Source organism: Escherichia sp. 93.1518, from assembly GCF_013368915.2.
GTDB classification, from domain to species: domain Bacteria; phylum Pseudomonadota; class Gammaproteobacteria; order Enterobacterales; family Enterobacteriaceae; genus Escherichia; species Escherichia ruysiae.
On sequence record NZ_JABWMT020000001.1, the window covers coordinates 145,029 to 168,302 of the forward strand.

21 protein-coding genes are annotated in these 23,274 nt (G+C 50.6%); 10 read left to right on the forward strand and 11 right to left on the reverse strand.

From position 1 onward, the window contains the following. The first annotated feature begins 14 nt into the window (after window positions 1-14). The 8 genes from pheT (at window position 15) to selO (ending at window position 8,145) form a co-directional block, all read left to right on the forward strand. Window positions 15-2,402: a phenylalanine--tRNA ligase subunit beta gene (gene pheT, locus HEN21_RS00780; protein WP_105282746.1), complete on the forward strand. Its 2,388-nt coding sequence runs from the start codon at window positions 15-17 to the stop codon at window positions 2,400-2,402. 4 nt (window positions 2,403-2,406) lie between these two features. Further along, window positions 2,407-2,706 (forward strand): integration host factor subunit alpha, encoded by a 300-nt coding sequence (gene ihfA, locus HEN21_RS00785; RefSeq protein WP_001229265.1) that lies wholly within the window; start codon window positions 2,407-2,409, stop codon window positions 2,704-2,706. Window positions 2,707-2,806: 100 nt separating this feature from the next. Beyond that, window positions 2,807-3,787 (forward strand): vitamin B12 ABC transporter permease BtuC, encoded by a 981-nt coding sequence (gene btuC, locus HEN21_RS00790; protein WP_105284808.1) that lies wholly within the window; start codon window positions 2,807-2,809, stop codon window positions 3,785-3,787. Between the two features lie 62 nt (window positions 3,788-3,849). Continuing rightward, window positions 3,850-4,401: a bifunctional thioredoxin/glutathione peroxidase gene (gene btuE / locus HEN21_RS00795; RefSeq protein ID WP_001154179.1), complete on the forward strand. Its 552-nt coding sequence runs from the start codon at window positions 3,850-3,852 to the stop codon at window positions 4,399-4,401. Continuing rightward, entirely contained in the window at window positions 4,401-5,150 is a 750-nt protein-coding gene (gene btuD, locus HEN21_RS00800; protein ID WP_105284809.1) for a vitamin B12 ABC transporter ATP-binding protein BtuD, read from the forward strand. Before btuE ends, btuD begins: the two co-directional genes overlap by 1 nt. A 77-nt stretch (window positions 5,151-5,227) precedes the next feature. Next, window positions 5,228-5,692: a C40 family peptidase gene (locus HEN21_RS00805; RefSeq protein WP_001209771.1), complete on the forward strand. Its 465-nt coding sequence runs from the start codon at window positions 5,228-5,230 to the stop codon at window positions 5,690-5,692. 240 nt (window positions 5,693-5,932) lie between these two features. After that, window positions 5,933-6,646, forward strand: coding sequence for an EAL domain-containing protein (locus tag HEN21_RS00810; protein WP_016158169.1), 714 nt, complete (start codon window positions 5,933-5,935; stop codon window positions 6,644-6,646). Between the two features lie 62 nt (window positions 6,647-6,708). After that, complete coding sequence (selO, locus tag HEN21_RS00815; RefSeq protein ID WP_000175584.1) at window positions 6,709-8,145, forward strand: protein adenylyltransferase SelO; 1,437 nt, start codon at window positions 6,709-6,711, stop codon at window positions 8,143-8,145. A 3-nt stretch (window positions 8,146-8,148) separates the two neighbouring features. Here selO and hemP read toward each other — a convergent pair whose 3' ends face one another. The 3 genes from hemP to ppsR all read right to left on the reverse strand — a co-directional run bounded on the left by hemP (window position 8,149) and on the right by ppsR (window position 10,508). Then, window positions 8,149-8,340, reverse strand: coding sequence for a hemin uptake protein HemP (hemP, locus tag HEN21_RS00820; RefSeq protein WP_010349995.1), 192 nt, complete (start codon window positions 8,338-8,340; stop codon window positions 8,149-8,151). A gap of 131 nt (window positions 8,341-8,471) precedes the next feature. Continuing rightward, window positions 8,472-9,518, reverse strand: coding sequence for a 3-deoxy-7-phosphoheptulonate synthase AroH (aroH, locus tag HEN21_RS00825; protein WP_001082211.1), 1,047 nt, complete (start codon window positions 9,516-9,518; stop codon window positions 8,472-8,474). A 156-nt stretch (window positions 9,519-9,674) separates the two neighbouring features. After that, complete coding sequence (gene ppsR, locus HEN21_RS00830) at window positions 9,675-10,508, reverse strand: posphoenolpyruvate synthetase regulatory kinase/phosphorylase PpsR (protein ID WP_000368056.1); 834 nt, start codon at window positions 10,506-10,508, stop codon at window positions 9,675-9,677. 331 nt (window positions 10,509-10,839) lie between these two features. Between ppsR and ppsA the strand changes: the two genes are divergently transcribed. Beyond that, window positions 10,840-13,218: a phosphoenolpyruvate synthase gene (gene ppsA / locus HEN21_RS00835; protein WP_000069365.1), complete on the forward strand. Its 2,379-nt coding sequence runs from the start codon at window positions 10,840-10,842 to the stop codon at window positions 13,216-13,218. A gap of 55 nt (window positions 13,219-13,273) precedes the next feature. Here ppsA and fadK read toward each other — a convergent pair whose 3' ends face one another. Genes fadK through HEN21_RS00860 form a run of 5 tightly spaced genes read right to left on the reverse strand, consistent with a single transcriptional unit; the run spans window position 13,274 to window position 18,333 of the window. Continuing rightward, on the reverse strand, window positions 13,274-14,920 hold the full coding sequence (gene fadK / locus HEN21_RS00840) for a medium-chain fatty-acid--CoA ligase (protein WP_176252694.1): 1,647 nt from the start codon (window positions 14,918-14,920) through the stop codon (window positions 13,274-13,276). Window positions 14,921-14,976: 56 nt separating this feature from the next. Then, the gene (locus HEN21_RS00845) at window positions 14,977-15,270 is read right to left on the reverse strand and encodes a ferredoxin family protein (RefSeq protein WP_000081089.1); all 294 of its coding nucleotides are present in this window, start codon (window positions 15,268-15,270) and stop codon (window positions 14,977-14,979) included. Beyond that, window positions 15,267-16,556 carry an FAD-dependent oxidoreductase gene (locus tag HEN21_RS00850; RefSeq protein WP_001278488.1) on the reverse strand — a complete coding sequence of 430 codons (1,290 nt, stop codon included), beginning with the start codon at window positions 16,554-16,556 and terminating at the stop codon, window positions 15,267-15,269. The genes HEN21_RS00845 and HEN21_RS00850 overlap by 4 nt, the downstream gene beginning before the upstream one ends. Window positions 16,557-16,610: 54 nt before the next feature. Continuing rightward, a complete protein-coding gene (locus HEN21_RS00855) occupies window positions 16,611-17,549 on the reverse strand; it encodes an electron transfer flavoprotein subunit alpha (protein ID WP_176252693.1) in 939 nt (312 codons plus the stop codon). 19 nt (window positions 17,550-17,568) lie between these two features. After that, the gene (locus tag HEN21_RS00860; RefSeq protein WP_105284813.1) at window positions 17,569-18,333 is read right to left on the reverse strand and encodes an electron transfer flavoprotein; all 765 of its coding nucleotides are present in this window, start codon (window positions 18,331-18,333) and stop codon (window positions 17,569-17,571) included. Between the two features lie 314 nt (window positions 18,334-18,647). Between HEN21_RS00860 and HEN21_RS00865 the strand changes: the two genes are divergently transcribed. Beyond that, a complete protein-coding gene (locus HEN21_RS00865) occupies window positions 18,648-19,559 on the forward strand; it encodes an AraC family transcriptional regulator (protein ID WP_000284822.1) in 912 nt (303 codons plus the stop codon). Window positions 19,560-19,601: 42 nt separating this feature from the next. Here the strand turns inward: HEN21_RS00865 and HEN21_RS00870 are convergent, their stop codons facing one another. From HEN21_RS00870 to aroD, 3 genes are all read right to left on the reverse strand, one after another. Next, the gene (locus HEN21_RS00870) at window positions 19,602-20,753 is read right to left on the reverse strand and encodes an acyl-CoA dehydrogenase (protein ID WP_176252692.1); all 1,152 of its coding nucleotides are present in this window, start codon (window positions 20,751-20,753) and stop codon (window positions 19,602-19,604) included. Between the two features lie 13 nt (window positions 20,754-20,766). Continuing rightward, window positions 20,767-22,362 carry an acyl CoA:acetate/3-ketoacid CoA transferase gene (locus HEN21_RS00875; protein WP_176252691.1) on the reverse strand — a complete coding sequence of 532 codons (1,596 nt, stop codon included), beginning with the start codon at window positions 22,360-22,362 and terminating at the stop codon, window positions 20,767-20,769. A gap of 144 nt (window positions 22,363-22,506) precedes the next feature. Then, a complete protein-coding gene (gene aroD, locus HEN21_RS00880; protein WP_000860205.1) occupies window positions 22,507-23,265 on the reverse strand; it encodes a type I 3-dehydroquinate dehydratase in 759 nt (252 codons plus the stop codon). Window positions 23,266-23,274 lie beyond the last annotated feature (9 nt).

Genomic DNA, 23,274 nt, shown 5'->3' on the forward strand with positions numbered 1-23,274 from the left:
GGCAGGAATAGATTATGAAATTCAGTGAACTGTGGTTACGCGAATGGGTGAACCCAGCGATTGATAGCGACGCGCTGGCGAATCAAATCACCATGGCGGGTCTGGAAGTTGACGGTGTAGAACCCGTTGCAGGTAGCTTCCACGGCGTGGTTGTCGGTGAAGTGGTTGAGTGTGCCCAGCATCCGAACGCGGACAAACTGCGTGTGACGAAAGTCAATGTCGGCGGCGATCGCCTGCTGGATATCGTCTGCGGTGCGCCAAACTGCCGTCAGGGGCTGCGTGTGGCGGTAGCGACTATTGGTGCTGTTCTGCCAGGTGATTTCAAAATTAAAGCGGCGAAACTGCGTGGCGAACCGTCTGAAGGGATGCTGTGCTCCTTCTCTGAGCTGGGTATTTCTGACGATCACAACGGCATTATCGAACTGCCAGCGGATGCGCCAATTGGCACCGACATCCGCGAATACCTGAAACTTGATGACAACACTATCGAAATCAGCGTTACGCCAAACCGTGCCGACTGCTTAGGCATCATTGGTGTTGCGCGTGACGTGGCTGTGCTGAATCAGCTACCGCTGATTGAACCGGAAATCGTTCCGGTTGGTGCGACCATCGACGACACGCTGCCGATTGCAGTAGAAGCGCCGGAAGCCTGCCCGCGTTATCTTGGTCGTGTGGTTAAAGGCATTAATGTTAAAGCGCCAACCCCGCTGTGGATGAAAGAAAAACTGCGTCGCTGCGGTATTCGTTCTATTGATGCGGTAGTTGACGTGACCAACTATGTGCTGCTCGAACTGGGCCAGCCAATGCACGCTTTCGATAAAGATCGTATTGAAGGCGGCATTGTAGTGCGGATGGCGAAAGAGGGTGAAACGCTGGTGCTGCTCGACGGTACTGAAGCGAAGCTGAATGCTGACACCCTGGTCATTGCCGACCACAACAAGGCGCTGGCGATGGGCGGCATTTTCGGTGGCGAACACTCTGGCGTAAATGAAGAAACGCAGAACGTCCTGCTGGAATGTGCTTTCTTCAGCCCGCTGTCTATCACCGGTCGTGCTCGTCGTCATGGTCTGCATACCGATGCGTCTCATCGTTACGAGCGTGGTGTTGATCCGGCACTGCAGCACAAAGCGATGGAACGTGCGACCCGTCTGCTGATTGACATCTGCGGCGGTGAAGCTGGCCCGATTATCGATATCACTAACGAAGCAACGCTGCCGAAGCGTGCGACCATCACTCTTCGTCGTAGCAAACTGGATCGCCTGATCGGCCATCATATTGCTGATGAACAGGTGACTGACATTCTGCGTCGTCTCGGCTGTGAAGTGACCGAAGGCAAGGACGAGTGGCAGGCTGTTGCGCCAAGCTGGCGTTTCGACATGGAGATTGAAGAAGATCTGGTCGAAGAAGTGGCGCGTGTTTACGGCTACAACAACATCCCGGATGAGCCAGTACAGGCGAGCCTGATTATGGGCACTCATCGTGAAGCTGACCTGTCACTCAAGCGCGTGAAAACGCTGCTCAACGACAAAGGCTATCAGGAAGTGATCACTTACAGCTTCGTTGATCCGAAAGTTCAACAGATGATCCATCCGGGCGTTGAAGCCTTACTGCTGCCAAGCCCGATTTCCGTTGAAATGTCGGCAATGCGTCTTTCTCTGTGGACTGGCCTGCTGGCAACCGTGGTGTACAACCAGAACCGTCAGCAAAACCGTGTGCGTATTTTCGAAAGCGGTCTGCGTTTCGTGCCGGATACTCAGGCACCGTTGGGCATTCGTCAGGATCTGATGTTAGCTGGTGTGATTTGCGGTAACCGCTACGAAGAGCACTGGAACCTGGCAAAAGAGACCGTTGATTTCTATGATTTGAAAGGCGATCTTGAATCCGTTCTCGACCTGACCGGTAAACTGGCTGACGTTGAGTTCCGTGCAGAAGCGAATCCGGCACTGCATCCGGGACAATCCGCAGCGATTTATCTGAAAGGTGAACGCATTGGTTTTGTTGGGGTTGTTCATCCTGAACTGGAACGTAAACTGGATCTTAACGGTCGCACTCTGGTGTTTGAACTGGAGTGGAACAAGCTCGCAGACCGCGTGGTGCCTCAGGCGCGCGAGATTTCTCGCTTCCCGGCGAACCGTCGTGACATCGCTGTTGTGGTCGCAGAAAACGTTCCTGCTGCGGATATTTTATCCGAATGTAAGAAAGTTGGCGTAAATCAGGTAGTTGGCGTAAACTTATTTGACGTGTACCGTGGTAAGGGTGTTGCGGAGGGGTATAAGAGCCTCGCCATTAGCCTGATCCTGCAAGATACCAGCCGTACACTTGAAGAAGAGGAGATTGCCGCTACCGTCGCCAAATGTGTAGAGGCATTAAAAGAGCGATTCCAGGCATCATTGAGGGATTGAACCTATGGCGCTTACAAAAGCTGAAATGTCAGAATATCTGTTTGATAAGCTTGGGCTTAGCAAGCGGGATGCCAAAGAACTGGTTGAACTGTTTTTCGAAGAGATCCGTCGCGCTCTGGAAAACGGCGAACAGGTGAAACTCTCTGGTTTTGGTAACTTCGATCTGCGTGATAAGAATCAACGCCCGGGACGTAACCCGAAAACGGGCGAAGATATTCCCATTACAGCACGGCGCGTGGTGACCTTCAGACCCGGACAGAAGTTAAAGAGCCGTGTCGAAAACGCTTCGCCCAAAGACGAGTAATCTGATCTAACTAAAAAGGCCGCTCTGCGGCCTTTTTTCTTTTCACTCCCGGCGAGTCACCGTAAAATCAACAGCATTACTCTGCAGCTGAACGGATACCATGCTGACACTTGCCCGCCAACAACAGCGACAAAATGTACGCTGGTTATTTAGCCTGTCAGTATTAATGCTGCTGGCGCTTCTTTTAAGCCTCTGTGCTGGTGAACAATGGATCTCGCCAACTGACTGGTTTACCCCCCGAGGCGAGCTTTTTGTCTGGCAAATACGTCTTCCACGTACGCTGGCTGTATTGCTGGTTGGTGCGGCGCTGGCGTTATCCGGCGCAGTAATGCAGGCGTTATTTGAAAACCCGCTTGCAGAACCCGGGTTACTCGGCGTTTCTAATGGCGCTGGTGTAGGCCTTATCGCTGCTGTATTGCTGGGGCACGGGCAATTACCTGAGTGGGCGCTGGGACTTTGTGCCATTGCTGGTGCACTCATTATCACTTTAATTCTCCTGCGTTTTGCCCGCCGTCATCTTTCGACCAGCCGATTATTGCTGGCGGGAGTTGCATTAGGGATTATCTGTAGCGCATTAATGACGTGGGCCATCTACTTTTCCACATCGGTTGATTTGCGCCAGTTAATGTACTGGATGATGGGCGGCTTTGGCGGTGTTGACTGGCGGCAAAGCTGGCTGATGGTGGCGTTGATCCCGGTATTGTTGTGGATTTGCTGTCAGTCCAGACCGATGAATATGTTAGCTCTTGGCGAGGTCTCGGCGCGACAGCTGGGGCTGCCTCTTTGGTTCTGGCGCAATGTACTGGTAGCAGCAACCGGCTGGATGGTCGGCGTCAGTGTGGCGCTTGCTGGTGCTATTGGATTTATTGGTCTGGTGATCCCGCATATTCTGCGGCTGTGCGGGTTAACCGATCACCGTGTTTTACTTCCTGGCTGTGCTCTGGCAGGCGCTACGGCATTGCTACTCGCTGATGTCGTCGCTCGTCTGGCACTGGTTTCCGCCGAGCTGCCAATTGGTGTAGTCACCGCTACGTTGGGCGCACCGGTGTTTATCTGGCTATTGTTAAAAGCAGGACGTTAGCCGTAAAAAGAAGGTCTATGATTAAAAGCTAAGATTTTTACTGACCACATCCAGGAGACACGATGCAAGATTCCATTCTGACGACCGTAGTGAAGGATATCGACGGTGAAGTGACCACGCTGGAGAAATATGCCGGTAATGTACTGTTGATTGTCAATGTTGCCTCAAAGTGTGGCTTAACGCCGCAATATGAGCAGCTGGAGAATATTCAGAAAGCCTGGGCCGATCGTGGTTTTGTCGTGCTGGGATTTCCGTGCAACCAGTTTCTTGAGCAAGAGCCGGGCAGTGATGAAGAGATTAAAACTTACTGTACAACCACCTGGGGAGTAACGTTCCCGATGTTCAGTAAGATTGAGGTCAATGGTGAAGGTCGCCATCCGCTGTATCAAAAACTGATTGCCGCAGCGCCGACCGCAGTCGCGCCGGAAGAAAGCGGATTCTATGCGCGCATGGCCAGTAAGGGGCGTGCGCCACTGTATCCTGATGATATTTTATGGAATTTTGAGAAATTCCTGGTAGGCAGGGACGGCAAGGTCATCCAGCGTTTTTCCCCGGATATGACGCCGGAAGATCCCATTGTAATGGAAAGTATTAAACTGGCGTTGGCAAAATAATGTCTATTGTGATGCAGTTGCAGGATGTAGCGGAATCAACCCGCCTGGGGCCGCTTTCGGGTGAAGTTCGGGCAGGGGAGATCCTGCATCTGGTGGGGCCAAACGGCGCGGGTAAGAGTACCTTGCTGGCGCGAATGGCCGGAATGACCAGCGGTAAGGGAAGCATTCAGTTCGCGGGGCAACCACTGGAAGCATGGTCCGCAACAAAACTCGCGCTGCATCGCGCCTATCTTTCGCAACAACAAACACCGCCATTTGCTATGCCGGTCTGGCATTACCTGACCCTGCATCAGCATGATAAAACGCGTAGCGATCTGCTAAATGATGTCGCTGGGGCGCTGGCTCTTGATGACAAGCTCGGACGTAGCACCAATCAACTTTCCGGTGGTGAATGGCAACGCGTACGTCTTGCTGCGGTGGTGCTGCAAATCACGCCGCAAGCCAATCCTGTAGGGCAATTGCTGCTTCTCGATGAACCCATGAACAGCCTTGACGTTGCCCAACAAAGTGCGTTAGACAAAATTCTGAGCGAGCTGTGCCAGCAAGGACTGGCGATTGTGATGAGCAGTCACGACCTTAATCACACATTGCGTCACGCGCATCGTGCGTGGCTGCTAAAAGGCGGGAAATTGCTGGCCAGTGGACGCCGGGAGGAAGTTCTGACACCGCCTAATCTGGCGCAGGCCTATGGGATGAATTTCCGCCGTCTGGACATTGAAGGTCACAGAATGCTGATTTCGACTGCCTGATAACAATAGCATCTTGAAAATCGGGTAATTTCGACGCTAAATTAATGCAAGAATAAAAAACAGAGGATTCGTACGGAATGCGTTTCTGCCTTATTTTAATCACAGCACTGTTTCTGGCCGGGTGTAGCCATCATAAAGCGCCGCCACCAAACGCCAGACTTTCTGATTCTATTACCGTGATTGCCGGTTTGAACGATCAACTACAAAGCTGGCATGGCACACCTTATCGTTATGGTGGTATGAGTCGTCGCGGGGTTGACTGCTCAGGCTTTGTGGTCGTAACGATGCGCGATCGTTTCGATTTGCAGTTGCCGCGTGAAACAAAGCAACAGGCCTCTATCGGTACTCAAATTGATAAAGACGAGTTGCTGCCAGGCGATCTGGTTTTCTTCAAAACCGGCTCTGGGCAAAATGGTTTACATGTGGGTATTTATGATACCAATAACCAATTTATTCACGCCTCTACCAGCAAAGGGGTGATGCGCTCTTCCCTTGATAATGTTTACTGGCAGAAAAATTTCTGGCAAGCGAGACGAATCTAGTATGTCGAAAAGGACGGTGATGTATCATCGTCCTTTTACTTCTGAATACCGTAGTATTTTTCAGACAAAAATTCCGTAAATGGAATATTCGTTTATAATTAGAATAATCTAAAAAAGGACCCATGAAAAAGTGGTTGACAAGGAACAAATGAAAGTTATCCTTTCTGTTTTTTTTATGTTTTATGGTCTCATCCTTTTTAGCCGGATTTGTAAAAATATTTCTGGAGAAGGGCGATTACCATGAAGATTTTACTGGATAATGTTTATCATTCTGATTGCTATTTCCTGCCGATAAGAGATAGCCGGCAAAATCTTGTTGGGGTTGAATTAATAACCCATTTCTCCAGTGAAGACGGTATGGTTCGCATCCCGACCACGCGGGTTATGGCGCAGCTTTCCGAGGAACAGCATTGGCAGCTATTTGCCGAGCAGCTAGAATTACTTAAATCATGTCAACATTTTTTTATTCAACACAAATTTTTCGCATGGATTAATTTGACGCCACAAGTAGCAAGATTATTATTAGGTGCTAATAATTACGCAGACCAACTATTAAAATTCCCTTTCATTGAATTGCGGATTAATGAAAATTATCCACAACTTAATGAAGGAAAAGACAATTGCAATCTCTTGCGCTTATCACAAATTTCTCCGTTGGTGTTGGGGAATTTAGGTGCGGGCAACAGCAACATGAAAGCAATATTTGATGGTCTTTTCACTCGAGTTATGTTGGATAAAGGCTTTGTTAAGCAACAAATAGCTAATACATCCTTCGCGCCATTTATTCGTGCTATTCATACGCAAATTTCGCCTTGTTGCAGCTATATCATTGCGGCAGGTATCGATACCTCAGAAATGTTGGCGCGAATCACACCGTATGGTTTTCATGCCCTACAAGGATGCTTATGGCCTGCTGTTCCCGTCAGTCAGGTAACAACGCTGGTTCAGCGATAACCCTTTTGTTTGCTGGTGTTTAAGATGAGGGTAACCGTCTACACTATCAGACAGGAGGATCTATGACCCTGTCTTTTATTACCCGCTGGCGCGATGAATTGCCAGCAACTTATACAGCACTTTCCCCCACGCCTTTAAATAATGCCCGGCTGATTTGGCATAATGCTGAACTGGCTAACACGCTGGGTATTCCATCGTCGCTGTTTGAACGTGGTGCTGGCGTCTGGGGGGGAGAAACATTACTGCCTGGCATGTCGCCACTGGCGCAGGTCTACAGCGGTCATCAGTTTGGCGTCTGGGCGGGCCAGTTGGGTGACGGGCGTGGCATTCTTCTCGGTGAGCAACAACTTGCCGATGGCACAACAATGGACTGGCATCTGAAAGGAGCGGGGCTGACGCCTTATTCGCGAATGGGCGATGGACGGGCGGTATTACGCTCTACGATTCGTGAAAGTCTCGCCAGTGAGGCGATGCATTATCTGGGCATTCCGACGACGCGCGCTTTAAGCATCGTTACCAGCGATACGCCAGTTTACCGGGAAACGGTAGAATCAGGCGCGATGCTAATGCGCGTGGCGCAAAGCCATCTGCGATTTGGTCACTTCGAACACTTTTACTATCGCCGCGAGCCGGAAAAGGTTCGCCAGTTGGCTGACTTCGCCATCCGTCATTACTGGTCACATCTTCAGGATGATGAGGATAAATACCGTCTCTGGTTTACCGATGTTGTCGCACGTACCGCGTCGTTAATTGCTCACTGGCAGACAGTCGGTTTTGCTCATGGTGTTATGAACACTGACAACATGTCGATTCTCGGACTGACGCTCGATTATGGGCCGTTCGGCTTCCTCGATGATTACGAGCCTGGTTTTATCTGTAATCACTCTGACCATCAGGGGCGTTATAGTTTTGATAATCAGCCTGCCGTCGCGTTGTGGAATTTACAGCGTCTGGCACAGACATTGTCGCCATTTATTGCTGTGGATGCGCTCAATGCGGCGCTGGATAGCTATCAACAGGTTTTGTTGACACATTATGGGCAACGAATGCGGCAGAAACTGGGCTTTATGACGGAACAAAAAGAAGATAACGCGCTGCTGAATGAATTATTCAGTTTGATGGCGCGAGAGCGCAGCGACTATACCCGTACATTTCGCATCCTTAGCCTGGTTGAACAGCGCAGTCCGGCATCGCCACTGCGTGATGAGTTTATTGATCGTGCGGCATTTGATGACTGGTTTGCCCGTTATCGGGCGCGTTTGCAGCAAGATAACGTCACCGACAGCGAACGTCAGCAACTTATGCAAAGCGTCAATCCGGCGTTGGTGTTGCGCAACTGGCTGGCACAACGAGCCATTGAGGCGGCGGAACAGGGCGATATGACGGAATTACACCGCCTGCATGAGGCGTTGCGAAATCCTTTCAGCGACAGAGATGATGATTATGTCAGCCGTCCACCGGACTGGGGCAAACGGCTGGAAGTCAGCTGCTCAAGTTAAACGCTACTTTGTCAGTAGCAGTTTGCCAGCCTGGGTTTTACGGAGCAAATATTCTTGTCCGTCATGATCAATGATCAGTTTGCCATCCGGACCTAACAGTGTCTGGCTGGCAATGCGTCGAACAGGCTGCGGGGAAGAGGCCTTCTGACTTGCATCCGTTTTAGGCGTGAGTCTGCTGCTATCCGTATAGCTCATAAAAACTAATAATAATTGATATAACAATGATTCTTATTATCAATACAATCTTGCACCAGGGCAAGTAATAATTCATTGATAAGACAAGCTATTGAGCAGAAATGCCCATTCCAGACGGAACGGGCATGCATTCAGAAGCGGGTATCCACCGCAGAGGCGAGTTTTTCGACCAGGTGTTCGGTATCTTCCCAGCCTAAACACGGATCGGTAATTGACTGACCGTAAGTAAGCGGCTGACCACCGACGATTTTTTGCGTTCCTTCGCGCAGGAAACTTTCCGCCATAATTCCGGCAATCGCGGTAGAGCCATTGCGGATTTGCTGGCAAATATCCTCACAAACCTCTAACTGGCGACGATGCTGCTTCTGGCAATTGCCGTGGCTGAAATCCACTACCAGATGTTCAGGTAAATCAAACTCGTGCAGCGTATCGCAGGCGGCGGCGATATCATCGGCATGGTAATTCGGCTTTTTGCCGCCGCGCATAATAATGTGACCATACGGGTTGCCGCTGGTCTGATAGATGGTCATCTGACCGTTTTTGTCTGGTGAGAGGAACATATGGCTGGCGCGCGCCGCACGAATCGCGTCCACGGCAATACGCGTGTTGCCATCAGTACCATTTTTAAAGCCTACCGGGCATGAGAGCGCGGAAGCCATTTCGCGGTGGATCTGGCTTTCGGTAGTGCGTGCGCCAATCGCGCCCCAGCTAATTAAGTCAGCAATAAACTGACCGGTCACCATATCGAGAAACTCGGTCGCGGTGGGAACGCCCAGCTCATTTACCTGCAACAGTAACTTACGCGCCAGTTCGAGGCCGTGATTTACCCGATAGCTGCCGTTTAAATCCGGATCGGAAATTAATCCTTTCCAGCCGACAACGGTTCGTGGTTTTTCAAAATAGGTGCGCATTACGATTTCCAGCCGTGACTGGTACTGGTTGCGCAGCGCCTGCAGACGGGTGGCGTACTCCATTGCAGCGGTGAGATCGTGGATCGAGCAGGGGCCAATAATGACCAACAGTCGCTTGTCTTCACCATTCAGTATTTTTTCAATTCTGCGGCGGGAATCGGTGACATGGCTGGCGACGCCAGGCGTTACGGGATACCGTAGCGCGAGTTCGGCGGGCGTTACCAGACTCTCGATACGCGCAGTACGGAGTTCGTCAGTTCTGTTCATTACAAGTCTCAGAAATTTGTTGCTTCAACGGCAGGACTACCGGGAAGTGATGCGCATCACGATAAACCAATCCCTGCTGATTTCAAGTGCGAGGCAGGTTACGCCTCGCTCAATTGACGGCATAATAACAAAAAAGCGAACTCTTATACTAGTTTTCTAGTACATTCTCCGGCTAAGACCCATGATATCGAGGATCTTGGTGGCAATCTCTTCTACCGAATAATTGGTACTGTTGATCCACGGGATCTGATTTTTACGGTACAACGCTTCTACTTCCGCGACTTCCATCCGACACTGACGAAGCGAGGCATAGCGACTGTTTTCCCGACGCTCTTCGCGAATAGCCGCCAGACGCTCAGGGTCGATGGTTAGCCCGAACAGTTTATGCTGTAGCGGTTTAAGGGACGCGGGAAGCACCAGATTATCCATGTCATCGGCAATAAAGGGGTAGTTTGCCGCGCGGATACCAAACTGCATCGCCAGATACAGACTGGTGGGAGTTTTACCGCAACGAGAAACGCCGAGCAGGATCACCTGTGCCTGATCCAGATTTCGCAACGAAATGCCGTCATCATGAGCGAGGGTGTAATCAATCGCCGCAATGCGCGCATCATATTTATTAAGGTTGTTGGGATTCAGACCATGGGTTCGATGGGCAATCGGCGTCGGGTCCAGCTTCATTTCTTGTTGTAGCGGGGCAACCAGCGCCTGAACGATATCCTGACAAAAACCTTCACTTTGCAAGATGATGGCGCGAATTTCCGGTAACACGATGGAGTAGAAGACCAGCGGGCGCACACCTGTTTGCTGATAAATCGCGTCTATTTGGTCTTTCACCGCCCGCGCCCGGCTCTCATTTTCGACAAACGGCAGCGTAATGCTGCTGATAGTAACGGGAAATTGCGACATCACTGCGTGTCCTAATACCTCCGCAGTTATTGCCGTACCATCAGAAATATAAAAAACGTGGCGATCAACAGCATTATCCATTTTGTTCTTCCCGTGATGCAGACATAATTCTATGAAAGCATAAATTAAAAATGTACAGAAGCGTAGAACGTTATGCCTGGTTTATAAAATGAACCTTCAATTTTATTTTTTATGAAAACGGCATTTCATTTTCCGGTTTCGTTTATACCGATGGTTTATGTGGGAATTATCGAAGATAACAGATTTGCGCAACGCTGGGATCAGTCTTAAAAAGTAAAAAAATATATTTGCTTGAACGATTCACCGTTTTTTTCATCCGGTTAAATATGCAAAGATAAATGCGCAGAAATGTGTTTCTCAAACCGTTCATTTATCACAAAAGGATTGTTCGATGTCCAACAATGGCTCGTCACCGCTGGTGCTTTGGTATAACCAACTCGGCATGAATGATGTAGACAGGGTTGGGGGCAAAAATGCCTCCCTGGGTGAAATGATTACTAACCTTTCCGGAATGGGCGTTTCCGTTCCGAATGGTTTCGCCACCACCGCCGATGCGTTTAACCAGTTTCTGGATCAAAGCGGCGTAAACCAGCGCATTTATGAACTGCTGGATAAAACGGATATTGACGATGTTACTCAGCTTGCAAAAGCAGGCGCGCAAATCCGCCAGTGGATTATCGACACTCCCTTCCAGCCTGAGCTGGAAAACGCCATCCGCGAAGCCTATGCACAGCTTTCCGCCGATGACGAAAACGCCTCTTTTGCGGTGCGTTCCTCCGCCACCGCAGAAGACATGCCGGACGCCTCCTTCGCCGGTCAGCAGGAGACCTTCCTCAACGTTCAGGGTTTTGACGCCGTACTGGTGGCAGTGAAGCATGTCTTTGCTTCCCTGTTTAACGATCGCGCCATCTCTTATCGCGTTCACCAGGGGTATGATCACCGTGGCGTGGCGCTCTCAGCCGGTGTTCAGCGGATGGTGCGTTCCGACCTCGCGTCCTCTGGCGTGATGTTCTCCATTGATACCGAATCCGGTTTCGACCAGGTGGTGTTTATCACTTCCGCATGGGGTCTCGGTGAGATGGTTGTGCAGGGCGCGGTTAACCCGGATGAGTTTTACGTGCATAAACCGACGCTGGCGGCGAATCGCCCGGCTATCGTGCGCCGTACCATGGGGTCGAAAAAAATCCGCATGGTCTACGCGCCGACTCAGGAGCACGGCAAGCAGGTTAAAATTGAAGATGTGCCACAGGAACAACGTGACATCTTCTCGCTGACCAACGAAGAAGTGCAGGAACTGGCAAAACAGGCCGTACAAATTGAGAAACACTACGGCCGCCCGATGGACATTGAGTGGGCGAAAGATGGCCACACCGGCAAACTGTTTATTGTGCAGGCACGTCCGGAAACCGTGCGTTCACGCGGTCAGGTCATGGAACGTTATACGCTGCATTCACAGGGCAAGATTATCGCCGAAGGCCGCGCTATCGGTCATCGCATTGGCGCGGGGCCGGTGAAAGTCATCCATGACATTAGCGAAATGAACCGCATCGAACCTGGCGACGTGCTGGTCACTGACATGACCGACCCGGACTGGGAACCGATCATGAAGAAAGCCTCTGCCATCGTCACCAACCGTGGCGGACGTACCTGTCACGCGGCGATCATCGCCCGTGAACTGGGTATTCCGGCGGTGGTAGGGTGTGGCGATGCGACTGAACGGATGAAAGACGGTGAGAAGGTCACCGTTTCCTGCGCTGAAGGCGATACCGGTTACGTTTATGCTGAGTTGCTGGAATTTAGCGTGAAAAGCTCCAGCGTGGAAACCATGCCGGATCTACCGCTGAAAGTGATGATGAACGTCGGTAACCCGGATCGTGCGTTTGACTTTGCCTGTCTGCCAAATGAAGGCGTAGGTCTGGCGCGTCTGGAATTTATCATCAACCGCATGATTGGCGTTCACCCGCGCGCACTGCTTGAGTTTGACGACCAGGAACCGCAGTTGCAAAACGAAATCCGCGAGATGATGAAAGGTTTTGATTCTCCGCGTGAATTTTACGTTGGTCGTCTGACTGAAGGGATCGCGACGCTGGGCGCTGCGTTTTATCCGAAGCGCGTCATTGTCCGTCTCTCTGATTTTAAATCCAACGAATATGCAAACCTGGTCGGTGGCGAGCGTTACGAGCCGCATGAAGAGAACCCGATGCTGGGCTTCCGTGGCGCCGGTCGCTACGTTTCTGATAGCTTCCGCGACTGCTTCGCGCTGGAGTGTGAAGCGGTGAAACGTGTGCGCAACGACATGGGGTTAACCAACGTTGAGATCATGATCCCGTTCGTGCGTACCGTTGACCAGGCGAAAGCGGTGGTTGAAGAACTGGCGCGTCAGGGGCTGAAACGTGGTGAGAACGGGCTGAAGATCATCATGATGTGTGAAATTCCGTCCAACGCCTTGCTGGCAGAACAGTTCCTCGAATATTTCGACGGCTTCTCTATCGGCTCAAACGACATGACGCAGCTGGCTCTTGGCCTGGATCGTGACTCCGGCGTGGTGTCTGAACTGTTTGATGAGCGCAACGATGCCGTGAAAGCACTGTTGTCGATGGCGATCCGTGCCGCGAAGAAACAGGGCAAATACGTCGGGATTTGCGGTCAGGGGCCGTCTGACCACGAAGACTTTGCCGCATGGTTGATGGAAGAGGGGATCGATAGCCTGTCTCTGAACCCGGACACCGTGGTGCAAACCTGGTTAAGTCTGGCTGAACTGAAGAAATAAAATATAACCCCGGCGACAATATGTCGCTGGGGTTAGCTATTTGCGGAAACGGGTCTTATTCAGTAATTCCGCAATAACCCTCGGTTAATCGCTGAATAATATCTTTTCTGAGCAAAAATTTTTGTATTTTACCGGATGCAGTGCGGGGTAACTTTTCAGTTATCACAATATGTTCAGGGTATTTATATTTCGCTACCTGTTTACGACTAAAAAATGCCACCACATCTTCCAGCGATAATGAATGATGTGGCGATTTTAATACAATATAAGCACAAGAGCGTTCGCCTAAGCGTTCATCGGGCATCGCAACTACGCAGGCATCATGAATTTTGGGATGCTGCAACAATATATCCTCCACTTCACGGCTGCTAATATTTTCTCCGCCACGGACAATAATATCTTTCTTGCGTCCGGTTATTTTTATATAACCCGCCTCATCCATACAACAGAGATCGCCACTGTAATACCAGCCTTCATCATCCAGCGCACGGGCGGTTAATTCAGGTTCATCAAAATAACCCATAAACACATTGGGGCCGCGCGAGGCCTCTTCACCTTCACAACCGGCCGGTAAGGTCTTGCGTGCGTCATCGACGACTTTGATTTCCACGCCAGCGGCAGCGTAACCATCGGTATGCATAAAGCGCGACAACGGATCGTCGAGATTCACCACCGCGTGCGGCGAGCTTTCTGTGGAGCCATAAACACTTAACAATTTAATGCCGCGTTGTTGGCATTCTCGCGCCACTTTTTTGGGGATCGTGGTGCCACCGCAAAGAAAGAAACGCAGCGCAGAAAGATCTGCGGGCTGTTTTTCCAGTAAATTCAAAAGGTCATAGACAAACGGCGTTGCGCCGAGCATACAGGTGCAACGTTGTTGCTCAAGCAACGAGAGACAGGTTTCAGGGGTGAAAATATCTAACAAGACGCTCCGTGCGCCTACCAAAAACGGCGCCGTTACGCCATGCAGAAAACCTGTCGCATGACCCAGCGGTGCCGGCATCATAAAAACATCCAGCCAGGTCAGATTCAGCCGCGCACAATATGCCCGTTCGCTGGCGAGAATATTATTATGTGTCAGCATCACGCCCTTTGGCATACCTTCAGTTCCGGAGGTAAACAGCACCGCCGCTAATTCATCGCCGTGAACCGATATCGCCGTCATCAGCGGGGTATTATCGGTAATAATCTGGCTTAACGAGAGAGACGATGTGGCGGGAGCTAGTTTGTCCACGCCGACAATTTGTTGCAGATGTGGAAGCTGATTTTGCAGCGGCAGGATTAAATCTACCGGACGCGTTTGTTTAAACAACGTCGGGGCAAAAAACATTTTGGCCTGGCACTTATTGAGCACCCACACCAGTTCCGCTTCTCGCCAGGAAGGCAACAACGGCACGGAAACTGCGCCGGTTTTCAGGCAGGCGAGATAGATAACGGTAAATTCACACCAGCCGGGCAGTTGAAATGCGACGCGATCGCCGGCTTCAATACCGTTCGCCAGCATCCAGTTTGCCAGACAGCTCGCGGCCTGATCGAGCGCGCTATAGGTGTACGCTGCGCCATGATTATCGACCACGGCAATTTTGTCTGGCATCGCACGAGCGGTCTGCTGCCAGTAATCGGCCAGCGAAGCATCACCCCATAACCCTTGCTGCCGATAGGCTGCACGACGCTGCGCGTTAAACGTTAATGTCACTTTCATTTTGGACTCTCGAAACAAAACGTCAGGCCCGATGTGCGGGCCTGTGGGATGCGTGATTAACCGTAGCGGAAATCAATACCGAAAGTGCCAGCAGGGTATTGCCATTGTTCGAGGATAGTGTTGCCGCAAAGCACCCGACAGGTTCCGCATTCGAGACAACCGGCAGAATCAAAATGAATATTTCCCGCTTCATCCTGTTTATAAAGTCCTGCCGGGCAGGCTTTCATTAATTTACGAAATTCATTGATATCAGGGTTTGCCGCCAGAATGATGTGCGGATGTCCTTCATCAACATGGAATTTATTGACGCCTAATTTGACCTCAACATTAACCGTAGCATTCTGGCTCATAGCGCGGTTGCTCCCTTAATGCCATCTTTGAGCAAGTTGATCAGCCCGATTTTCTTCGCATGTCCCATGATCATCTTGCGCACCGGCTGGTTAGGTTTGCCGTCGATGGTGAACATATCGTTCATGATGTCGGCGACCATGCGCGGGTATTGGCTAAACAGGCGCGGGTTTTCCATCAGCGCCGGGATTTTGCGAAAATGCTGCATATCGCGCATGACGCAACTCTGTTCCAGCTCACGTTTGTATTGCGCCAGACTGCTGGTGGAGAAATCCGCGCGTTCTTTGGCGGCAATCACCGTTGTGGCTGCAGCCTGTGCCGACGCGATGGCTAAATCCATTCCGCGAACCGTAAAGCCCAGATTGAGGCAGAAACCGGCGGCGTCACCGACGATCATCACACCATCGTTAACCAGTTGCGGCACCATCGCCAGACCACCTTCCGGCACCATATGCGCGGAATATTCAAGCAGTTTGCCACCGCTAATTAGCCGGCGTATGGCGGGGTGCTGTTTAAAATCTTCCAGCATTTGCGGCACGCTTTTTTGCGCATGGGCGATATCACCCAATCCGCAGACCAGACCCAACGATACGGAGTCGTGATTGGTATAAAGGAATCCGCCGCCCATTAATCCGTCAGAAGGAGAACCGGCAAACAGCCAGGCGGCGCCTTCATTGTCGGTAACGTTAAAGCGATCGTTGATTTGTTCTGGCGTGAGGCCAATGACCTCTTTAACACCAACAGCGTAATGATGCGGATCGGAGGCGGGAACCATTCCCAGCGAACGACCAAGAATTGAGTTAACGCCATCAGCCAGAATCACCACATTCGCTTCGAGAATATCATCCCCGGCCTGGACGCCAGTGACCTTGTTTCCTTCGCGAACCAGCGCATCGACGCGCACGCCCGGGATAAACTGTGCACCTGCCTGTTCTGCTTGTTCCATCAGCCACGGATCGAGGCGGTTGCGCAATACGGTATAAGACGCTTGCTGCGGGGCATCCGGTTGCTCACGGTGAAAATCGAGGGTAACGGCGCTCTCTTCGGTTAAGAAGGAGATTTTCTCGCGTGTGACCTTGCGTTCAACCGGCGCAGATGCAGCAAAGCCGGGAATAATAGCCTCAAGCGTGTGGGCATAAAGACGCCCGCCAGTCATATTCTTGCATCCGGCGCTGTCACCGCGTTCTATCACCAGGACATCCAGTCCGGCTCGCGCCATCACCAGTGCGGCGACGCTACCGGCAACGCCCGCACCGACCACAATGGCATCAAATTTGTCATCCGACATGCGTTATGCTCCCTTCCCGCTGCGTTAACAGCGGGAGATGTGGTTGAAAAGGAATTAGCGATTCAAATGGTTAATCAGGGCAGGGACGACGTTGTAGATATCGCCCACCAGACCGTAGTCGGCATAGTTAAAGATTGGCGCGTTTTTATCTTTATTGATGGCGACAATCACTTTTGCGCCGTTGCCGCCGACCATATGCTGGATCTGCCCGGAAATCCCCAGCGTCAGGTAGAGATCGGATTTCAGCAACACGCCGGAGACGCCGATATAACGTTCACGTTCCATCCAGTTCTCGCCTTCGGCAATCGGGCGTGAGCAGCCGACTTCAGCATTCAGCGCCACCGCCAGTTCGTGAACCATTTTCAGATCATCCTGAGCCGCCAGACCACGCCCGACGCCGACCACGCGTTTCGCTTTACTCAGATCCACACTGCTTGCCGCTTTAGCGCGGCGTTCGCGACAGAGAATTTCATGACGCGGGGCAACGTAAGGCACCGTTTCAATCGGGCATTGATGAGAAGCATTGCTCGTGCACGGTTCCTGAACACCGGGCGCAAGGGTAATTATCGCCAGCGGGCTGGTGATTTTTTCCTGAGCGAACGCTAACCCGCCATACATACGGTGCTCGGCGTAAATGTGACCATCGACAACATCCACTGCTGTGGCATCGTTTACGAGCGCTGCATTCAGTTGCACACTTAACCGTGCTGCCAGAGCTTTACCGCGTTTTGTCGCGGCCATTAGCAACATAGCGGGGTGTTTATCTTTAAGCAGGGCAGCAATGCTTTCAGCGTAATTTTCAGTGCGTTGCAGCGCAGCGTTTTGCTCAAGAACATAAATACATTTTGGGCCATAAGGCATAACCGCCTGCGCCTGGTCGGCATTTTGCACAATGGCATACACCTGTTGTCCCCATTGCTGCGCGCCGCCAAACAGTTCGGCATAACGTTCAGGATTATCGCTAAAGACCCAGACGTTGTTTAATTGACTCATCGTTTCTTCTCCGTAGGCTTTAGTTCAGGGCTTTCTTCAGGTGTTCCGCCAGCTCGGCAATCGCTTCCGGCGAATCGTTATCGAGAATGATGTGTTTACGTTCTGTTTGTGGCGGTACGCGAATGCCGGTCAGTTCAGCAAGTGGCGCGCTCTGGCTCCAGCCGATATCACTCGCCTGCCACTGGTTCACCGGTTTTTTGCCTGCACCGAGAATGGCTTTCATGGAGGGGATACGTGGAACGTTGATATCAGACGTGACGCAAAGTACGGCGGGAAGCGAGAGTGCAATAACCTCAACTTCCTCTTCGAGTGTGCGTTCAGCCACCAGTGTATCGCCCTGACGCGCAATGGCACTCACCGCATTAATCACCGGAAGTTGCAATATTTCCCCCACCAGCAGACCGACCTGCTGGGCATAGAGATCGCCGGAACCTTCACCAAAGATCAGTACATCAAAGCCTATTTTTTCTGCTGCGGTTGCCAGCGCCTTTGCGGTATCGACGGGCAGCGCGTGTTCAAGTTGGGCATCCTGCACCATATAAAGACTATGTGGCCCGCGTGATAACACGTCTTTGCGCACTTTTGAGTTCTGCAACAACGAACCGCCAACCGTCAGCGCGGCTATCTCGTCGTCATCCGTTGCGAGCTGGCTTGCAGCTTCAATGGCATTGAGATCGAACTGGCTGATTTTGGCGTCGGCATTGTCGAAATTAAGGGTGTATTCGGGAGTGACAACAATGTCCTGTTCTTCAGGCACCAGCTTAAAGCAGGTTATTATTTTCATGATTTCTCCTGTGGGTCGCATACGGAACCATCTCCGATGGAAGGTAAAAATGGCCTGAAAATAGTGTGCGATAGCGGTGCGGGGTTTTCGACGGAGCAAGCTGTTTTCCTTGTCAACAATCTTGCAAAAAAAATGCGATCGCTAAAACAAAAGTGCAGTTAGCGGCAATATTGTTATGCCATGACCGTACAATCTTGCATTCGGTTTAAATAATCTTGTTTAGCTCTCGCTAAACGCGGTTGTATAACCGCAATACACGCCGTATTTTATCCGGCATATATTGCTTTTGCTTGCTCATGGATAGGGAGGTTGTCATGTATCAACGCTGTTTTGATAATGCCAGCGAAACGCTGTTTGTCTCTGGAAAAACGCCACGGCTTTCACGTTTTGCATTTAGCGATGATCCCAAATGGGAGTCTGGACATCACGTTCATGACAATGAAACTGAGCTGATTTATGTCAAGAAAGGGGTGGCAAGGTTTACCATTGACTCCTCGTTATATGTAGCCCATGCCGATGACATTGTGGTGATAGAACGCGGCAGACTTCATGCGGTGGCTTCTGATGTCAACGATCCAGCAACGACCTGTACCTGTGCGCTGTACGGTTTTCAGTTTCAGGGGGCAGAGGAAAACCAGCTTCTGCAACCGCATTCATGTCCGGTAATTGCCGCAGGGCAGGGAAAAGAGGTCATTAAAACCTTATTTAATGAGTTAAGCGTGATTTTGCCGCAAAGTAAAAATAGTCAGATATCTTCGTTATGGGACGCATTTGCCTATACATTAGCAATTCTTTACTACGAAAATTTTAAAAATGCGTATCGTTCGGAGCAGGGGTATATTAAAAAAGATGTTCTGATAAAAGATATTCTCTTCTACCTGAATAATAACTATCGCGAAAAAATCACCCTGGAACAGTTATCGAAAAAGTTTCGTGCCAGCGTCAGCTATATTTGTCATGAATTTACTAAAGAATATCGAATTTCCCCTATTAATTATGTTATTCAACGGCGTATGACGGAAGCAAAATGGCTGCTGACTAATACTGATTTATCACAGGCAGAGATCTCCTGGCGTGTGGGTTATGAAAATGTCGATCACTTCGCCAAACTGTTTTTGCGCCATGTCGGCTGTTCGCCCAGTGATTACCGCAGGCAATTTAAAAACTGTTTTGCGGAACAAGAGACCTTTTCTGAATTTCCTCAACCCGTAAGTCTTGCCGGATAAATCTGGCGGCGCAGTTTTGCAAGAAGCTGCGCCGCCTGCAGATTATTTGTTCTGATAATCTTTCAGGATCTGCCGACCTGCCACGTAAATCATAATTTCGTCTGTACCGCCGCCGATACGTTCACAGCGGACATCACGCCAGAAGCGGGAAACGCGCGCTTCATCGGTATAGCCCAGACCGCCCATGATTTGAATCGCATCATCAATAACTTCCATCGCGGTACGTGCGCAGTACAGTTTTGCCAGCGCCGCGCTGGTGCGCAGTGACTGATGCTGGTCAGCTTGCCATGCCACTTTCAGCACCATGTTGCGCATGTTGTCGATCTTAATCGCCATCAGCGCCAGTTTTTCCTGGATCATCTGGTTATGCCCAATCGGCTTACCAAAAGCGACACGCTGGTTGGCATAGCGGGCTGCATCTTCGAAGGCGCATTCGGCAAAGCCGGTGCTGCGTGCGGCGTTGATCAGGCGCTCCATCTCAAAGTTGTACATCACATTGAGGAAGCCCATTCCTTCTTCGCCCACCATGTCGCTCTCTTCAACCTCTACGTTGTCGAGATAAACTTCGCAGGTGCTGAGCATATGCCAGCCGATTTTATGCAGTGGGTTGATCTTAATACCAGGCTTACCGGAGTCGACCCACCACAGGGTGAAGGCTTTTTTCGGATCTTTCGGTTGCGGATCGCGCGCCAGCACCAGCATGTACGGATACTCTTTCGCGCCGGTAATAAAGGTTTTCTGTCCGTTGATATAAACCTTGCCATTTTTACGCGTGTAAGTGGTGGTGGCGCTGTTGTTGTCTGAGCCAGCGCCCGGTTCCGTCAATGCCAGGGCATAGGCGGGATCACCCGTTTCCAGGGTGCTTTCTGCCGTTTTACGTAGCTGCTCTGCAGAACCGAAGCGGCGCATACTGTGAATACATTGACCGTTGGTAATCAAAAACGCTGGAGCACCGCATTTTGACACTTCCATCAGCGCCAGCATTTGGGTGACGTAATCCGCAGGGATACCGCCAAATTCTTCCGGCACGCCAAGCATGGAAATACCGTTATCCGCCAGCGCCCGCATAAACTCACGCGGGTATGTGCCGTTTTGATCGCAGGTGCGGAAATACTCTTCCGGGAAGTTAGTCGTAATCAACTCGCGAATACTGGCCAGTAGCAGTTCTTGTTCTTCAGTTAAAGAAAAATCCATCGTTATACTCCTGTTAATGAGCCGCTTCAGGCAGGACAAAACCCATCGCCGCATCGATAAATAATCTTTCGTCCATTAGTTTGAGTTCTGGCGAAATAACCGGGGTGAAATCCATTTTGTCGAGAATATCTTTTTGTAAATCGACACCGGGAGCGATTTCGATTAAATGCAGACCATCTTCTTTCAGCGTGAATACGGCGCGTTCAGTGATATAACGAACATCCAGTCCCCGTTCAAGAGCAATTTTTCCACTAAACGTGATTTCCGGTAGTTCACGGATAAATTTCTTCACCCGTCCTTCCTGAACGATATTTAATTTACCGTCGGAAATTTCTGTTTTTAAACTTCCTGCGGTTAACGTGCCACAGAAAATAATTTTCTTCGAGGTGGCGCTGATATCAATAAATCCGCCAGTGCCCATGATTTTGCCATTGAATTTATGTACGCCGACGTTACCGTGCTGGTCGACTTCGGCAAAACTCAAATAACAAACATCCAGACCACCGCCGTGGTAAAAATCGAACTGGGACGTCATATCCAGAATGGCGCGGGTATTAACATTTGCGCCAAAGGCGATACCTTGCGAGGTAATACCGCCAATCGGACCCGTTTCCACCGTCAGAATAAAGTCATCAGCACATCCTTCTTCCCGGGCGACCAGACCAATGCCATCGGCAATACCGACGCCGACATTACCGACCGCACCTTTACGCATTTCGTATAGTGCGCGCCGTGCAACTAATTTACGCTGATTAAGCGGCAGACTAAGTTTGGTACTGTCATCAAGGGTGAAGTCGCCAGAAATAAAACGGTTAACTGGTGCGCCGCCATACAACTGGGTTTGATCCGGATCGACAACGACAATATCTACCAGGTAGCCCGGAATACGCACCGCCTTCGGATGCAGCGTGGCTTTCTTAACCATTTTCTGCACCTGCATCATTACGATACCGCCGTTATTATGCACCGCCTGAGCAATGACCAGCGCGTCGAGATACATCACTTCATCTTCAAAGGTGGCGTAACCTTCGCTGTCGCAGGTGGTGGCGCGAATAAAGGCGATATCCGGCGCAATCGCTTTGTAATAGAGATATTCTTTATTATCAAACTCGACAAGTTTAATCAGGTCTTCTTTGGTTACTTCATTCAGTTTGCCGCCTTGTTGGCGAGGGTCAACAAATGTACCGATACCAATATCGCTAATAATTCCCGGCTGGTGGGCAGCGGCGGCGCGCAATGTTTGGGTGAGTACACCTTGTGGATAGTTATAGGCAACAATTTTATTTTGTTCTGCGAGATCAGAAATACGCGGCGATTGTCCCCAGTGACCACATAATGCCCATTTCACCAGACCTTCTTGCGCCAGAGGACTAATACCACGGTCGGCGCGATCGCCAAGCCCTGTTGGACTAATAATCGATAAATTACGTGGCATTTGAGTCTGTTTATATTTATCAGCAAGAGCAGTAATTAACGTGGTGGCTTCCAGAATACCGCCGCCAGCGCCTAATATACAAAGCGTTGCTTCATCGGGAATATAATTCACCGCTTCCTGTGCCGACAGGACCGGCACTCGTCCATTAATACGAGGTGGTTTTACAGGTTTCATTATTTTTTCCAGATTCAGGTGTGAATTTCCCCACGCCAACCAGAAAAATAGCGCGCAGATACTCACGGAATATTTTATTAAATACTCTTAAAACACTTGTTTTTATTTCGGCGGGAGAGGGTGTTCCCGCCGGAATGTTATTGATTATGCCTGATGCAAAATAGTTAATACTGTGCGCAAATCATTCACCGATATTTGCCCGGGGGCAGAGGCTTTTTTTACTGCGCCAAAGGTTGCCGCCGAACCGAAAACTTCACCAGCCAGACGGGAAATTACGCCAGTTTTTGCCATCGACATGGTAATGATTGGACGATCGGCATACTGTTCCTGCATCTCCAGAGTCGCGGCAAGTAACGTCAGCACATCGCTGGTGCTTTGCGGCATCAGCGCAATTTTGGGAATATCGGCATCGAAGGACTGCATTTTGCGCAGACGGGCGATGATTTCTTCGGCCTCCGGTGTTTTATGAAAGTCATGGTTGGACATGACAACTTTCACATCATGCGCATGGGCGTAGGCGACGGTTTCTTTAACCTGATCATCGCCGGTAAATAACTCCAGATCGATCATATCGACCAGACCGCTGTCGATGGCTGCGCGATTGAGTGCAATATAAGCCTCGGTGGAAATCGCCTGCTCGCCGCCTTCTTTGGCACTGCGGAAGGTAAACAGCAGTGGTTTTTCCGGCATTACCTCGCGGATAGCTTTTGCCGCTGCCATGACCGACTCTACGCAGGAGAGGTCGGCAAAGTGGTCCACGCGCCACTCCAGAATATCAAAGTCTGCTTCACGATAGACGAGAGCTTCAGACTTCACGCTGGCGATATCTTTCGCCATCAGCGAGACGATGATTTTTGGTGCGCCCGTGCCAATGACGAGATCTTTTACAGTTACGGTTTTCATTTCTTACCC

Coding starts and splice junctions, on each gene's coding strand:
- ihfA (WP_001229265.1), top strand. CDS start 2,407: ATGGCGCTTACAAAAGCTGAAATGTCAGAATATCTGTTTGATAAGCTT.
- HEN21_RS00875 (WP_176252691.1), bottom strand. CDS start 22,362: ATGAAACCTGTAAAACCACCTCGTATTAATGGACGAGTGCCGGTCCTG.
- HEN21_RS00845 (WP_000081089.1), bottom strand. CDS start 15,270: ATGAGCCAGAATGCTACGGTTAATGTTGAGGTCAAATTAGGCGTCAAT.
- pheT (WP_105282746.1), top strand. CDS start 15: ATGAAATTCAGTGAACTGTGGTTACGCGAATGGGTGAACCCAGCGATT.
- aroH (WP_001082211.1), bottom strand. CDS start 9,518: ATGAACAGAACTGACGAACTCCGTACTGCGCGTATCGAGAGTCTGGTA.
- selO (WP_000175584.1), top strand. CDS start 6,709: ATGACCCTGTCTTTTATTACCCGCTGGCGCGATGAATTGCCAGCAACT.
- hemP (WP_010349995.1), bottom strand. CDS start 8,340: ATGAGCTATACGGATAGCAGCAGACTCACGCCTAAAACGGATGCAAGT.
- ppsA (WP_000069365.1), top strand. CDS start 10,840: ATGTCCAACAATGGCTCGTCACCGCTGGTGCTTTGGTATAACCAACTC.
- HEN21_RS00850 (WP_001278488.1), bottom strand. CDS start 16,556: ATGTCGGATGACAAATTTGATGCCATTGTGGTCGGTGCGGGCGTTGCC.
- HEN21_RS00805 (WP_001209771.1), top strand. CDS start 5,228: ATGCGTTTCTGCCTTATTTTAATCACAGCACTGTTTCTGGCCGGGTGT.
- HEN21_RS00865 (WP_000284822.1), top strand. CDS start 18,648: ATGTATCAACGCTGTTTTGATAATGCCAGCGAAACGCTGTTTGTCTCT.
- HEN21_RS00860 (WP_105284813.1), bottom strand. CDS start 18,333: ATGAAAATAATAACCTGCTTTAAGCTGGTGCCTGAAGAACAGGACATT.
- HEN21_RS00855 (WP_176252693.1), bottom strand. CDS start 17,549: ATGAGTCAATTAAACAACGTCTGGGTCTTTAGCGATAATCCTGAACGT.
- ppsR (WP_000368056.1), bottom strand. CDS start 10,508: ATGGATAATGCTGTTGATCGCCACGTTTTTTATATTTCTGATGGTACG.
- fadK (WP_176252694.1), bottom strand. CDS start 14,920: ATGAAAGTGACATTAACGTTTAACGCGCAGCGTCGTGCAGCCTATCGG.
- btuD (WP_105284809.1), top strand. CDS start 4,401: ATGTCTATTGTGATGCAGTTGCAGGATGTAGCGGAATCAACCCGCCTG.
- aroD (WP_000860205.1), bottom strand. CDS start 23,265: ATGAAAACCGTAACTGTAAAAGATCTCGTCATTGGCACGGGCGCACCA.
- HEN21_RS00810 (WP_016158169.1), top strand. CDS start 5,933: ATGAAGATTTTACTGGATAATGTTTATCATTCTGATTGCTATTTCCTG.
- btuE (WP_001154179.1), top strand. CDS start 3,850: ATGCAAGATTCCATTCTGACGACCGTAGTGAAGGATATCGACGGTGAA.
- btuC (WP_105284808.1), top strand. CDS start 2,807: ATGCTGACACTTGCCCGCCAACAACAGCGACAAAATGTACGCTGGTTA.
- HEN21_RS00870 (WP_176252692.1), bottom strand. CDS start 20,753: ATGGATTTTTCTTTAACTGAAGAACAAGAACTGCTACTGGCCAGTATT.